At 70.5% G+C, this 1,683-nt stretch carries 1 protein-coding gene and 1 pseudogene; both read right to left on the bottom strand.

The features are described 5' to 3' along the window. A pseudogene (locus tag DQW06_RS24120) lies at positions 1-802 on the bottom strand (alpha-L-arabinofuranosidase); the annotation flags it as partial. 27 nt (positions 803-829) lie between these two features. After that, positions 830-1,683, bottom strand: an 854-nt coding sequence (locus DQW06_RS24115; RefSeq protein WP_370449126.1) for a carbohydrate ABC transporter permease, incomplete at its 5' end; no start/stop codon positions are given.

The following is a 1,683-nucleotide window of genomic DNA, read 5'->3' as shown; positions in this document are numbered from 1 at the left end:
AGTCGATGAAGCGGTCCATGTCGGTCGACGAGCCGAGGAAGTCGGCCAGGTCCCCGTCGCGCTCCTCGTAGTACGCGTGCAGCGAGATGTGGTCCACCGCGTCGTAGGTCTCCTCCAGGACGGTGGCCTCCCACTGGCCGAAGGTGGGCATGGCCGATCCGGAGCTGCCGCAGACGACCAGTTCGAGGTCGCGGTCGGCCATCCTCATGGCGCGCGCCACCTGCCCGGCCTTGCGTCCGTAGGAGCGCGCGTCGAGGTGGCCGATCTGCCAGGGGCCGTCCATCTCGTTGCCCAGGCACCACATGCGGATGCCGTGCGGTTCGGGGTGCCCGTTGGCGGCGCGCTGGTCGGACAGGTGGGTGCCGCCGGGGTGGTTGCAGTACTCCAGCAGGTCCAGGGCCTCGGCCAGGCCGCGGGTGCCGAGGTTGACCGCCATCATCGGCTCGATGTCCAGGCCGCGGCACCAGGCGGTGAACTCGTCGAGGCCGAACTGGTTGGTCTCGATGCTGTGCCAGGCCAGGTCGCGGCGGACCGGTCGGCGGTCCCGGGGGCCGACGCCGTCCTCCCACCGGTACCCGGACACGAAGTTGCCGCCCGGGTAGCGCACGGTGGTGACGCCCAGTTCCCGGACCAGGTCCGCGACGTCGCGTCGGAAGCCGTCGGCGTCGGCCGTCGGGTGCCCGGGTTCGTAGATGCCGGTGTAGACGCAGCGGCCCATGTGCTCGACGAACGAGCCGAAGGTGCGGCGGTGCACGGGGGAGACGATGGCCGCCGGGTCGACGGTGACGGAGGCTCGGAGCATGCGTTCTCCTCGGGGTGGTTGGTGGGGTCAGCCCTTGATGCCCGCTCCGGCCACACCGGTGACGATGTGGCGCTGGAAGAGCAGGAAGACGACCAGCAGCGGGACCGCTCCCAGCACGGCCGAGGCCATGACCTGGGCGTACTGGACCCCGTACTGTCCGGCCACGGTGCCCAGCCCGACGGTGAGCGTCATCATCTCGGGGTCGTTCGTGACCAGGAAGGGCCACAGGAAGTTGTTCCAGGCGCCGATGAAGGCGAAGATGCCGACCGCGGCCAGGACCGGCCTCGACAGCGGCAGGATCACGTTCCACAGGACGCGCGGCGCTCCGGCGCCGTCCATCCTGGCGGCGTCCTCGTACTCGCGGGGGATGGCGTCGAAGAAGCGTTTGAGGATGAACACGAACACCGGCGCGACCACCTGCGGCAGCGCGACACCCCAGTAGGTGTCCACCAGTCCGAGCTGGGTCATCAGGACGAACTGCGGCACGATCAGGGTCTGCGGCGGGATGAGGATGCCGCCGATGACGAGCGTGAACAGCCACGGCCTGCCGCGGAAGTCGAAGCGGGAGAACCCGTAGGCGGCCAGGACGCAGACCACCAGGGTGAGGGCGGTGACGATGGCCGTGGTGATGAGGGAGTTCGCCGTCCAGCGCAGGATGTCCCCGCGCCCCAGCACGAGGGCGTACGCCTCGAAGGTGGCGTTGTCGGTGAGCCAGGAGGGCGGCATGACGGTGGTCTCGCCCTCGGGTTTGACCGAGGTGGCGAAGGCCCACAGGAGGGGGATGAGCCAGAGGGCTCCGGCCAGGGCGGAGACCGTGTAGAGGGCGATCGTCCCGGGGGAGGGCGCGCGCCGGGGCCGGTGGACGCGCCGCGCGGCGGGGG

The sequence above is a fragment of the Nocardiopsis sp. TNDT3 genome (assembly GCF_003427465.1).
Classification (GTDB): Bacteria; Actinomycetota; Actinomycetes; order Streptosporangiales; family Streptosporangiaceae; genus Nocardiopsis; species Nocardiopsis dassonvillei.
The sequence above is the reverse complement of the archived record's forward strand: the minus strand, read 5'-3'. Positions and strand labels throughout refer to the sequence as shown.